This is a genomic window from Oleiphilus sp. HI0086 (genome assembly GCF_001635225.1).
Window position 1 is genome coordinate 1 of record NZ_LWFZ01001431.1, and the last position, 1,234, is coordinate 1,234.

At 47.5% G+C, this 1,234-nt stretch carries 1 protein-coding gene; it reads left to right on the top strand.

The features are described from left to right. Positions 1 to 1,234 (top strand): PA14 domain-containing protein (locus A3756_RS24380; RefSeq protein ID WP_197481521.1); only part of this gene is annotated, 1,234 nt, incomplete at both ends.

Here is a 1,234-nt window from a genome sequence, read left to right on the forward strand (position 1 = left end):
GGCGAGTGGTGTATTGAATGTTGATAGTGTCCATGGTGCCTGTGGTGTTGATAATCTCTTGGTAGTCGAATTCGACAATACCATTGATAGTGATGCCTTAGATACTAGCTACTACTCCTTAAATGCAGCGACGATTAGTAGTGTTAGTCAGCAAAGTGACACAACGGTTGTATTGCAGGTAACAGGAATTGTAGCGGGCCAGGCATATACCTTGACGGTGGATGGTACTGATCACAGCGTTGATTTCTCTGGTTTAACTGGTCATTACTTTGATCAACGTAACGGAAGTGGAACCAAGGTTTCTCAGCCTTCAGGTTTATTTACCGGTACGGAATATCTGCGTAAAGATAGCCAAGTGGATTTTGGTTGGGGCTCAGGAACGCCGACTATTTTCCCTAGTACCTCTGGAAATAATGAGCGTTTCAGTATTCGTTGGAATGGCTATGTGGTACCGACACAAACAGGTAGTTATGAGTTCCGGCTGTATTCAGATGATGGTGTACGCTTAGACCTTGAAGGTAGTGAGATTATTAATGACTGGAGCCTTCATGGACCGCGTTATTCGAGCACTTCTGCGGCGCAATCATTAAATTCTGGGCAGGGCTATATCGTTCAGATGGAGCACTTTGAGCATACTGGTCAAGCTTATGCTCGTTTGCAATGGCGCCGTGACGGTGGCAGTTGGGAAGCTATTCCAAGTGCAGCTTTGAGTTCATGTGCGGTCACAGGTGAGCTACCTGAACCTGTCGCAGAATTTCGAATGGACGAGACGGCTTGGTCTGGCTCATCAGGCGATGTGGTGGATAGCTCTGCCAGCCCTAGTAATGGAAGTTCTCAAAATGGCTTAGACACGACGAGTACAGCACACCTTTGCCGAGCAGGCGATTTTGATGGAGTTGATGACTACATTGAAAGCTCTGAAGTGGGGGCAACTCTAACGGGGACTTCTTCTCTGAGCTTTTGGATTAAGACCACACAAGTTGGAAATAATACTGGATGGCAGGCGCCCGGTATTGCCGGGGTGGAAGAGTCGGGTGGCTCGGACGATATCTTTTGGGGCTGGATCGATGCCTCGGGCCATATTGGCTTATCGGTTGGTAATGATTACTCGTCAAAGTCCTCAGGTGTGATCAATGATGATAGCTTTCATCATGTGGTGCTAACACGTGATGCCGGTAGTGGTGCGTATAAAATATATATTGATGGCGTGTTGGATCAAAGTGGCACCGCAGCA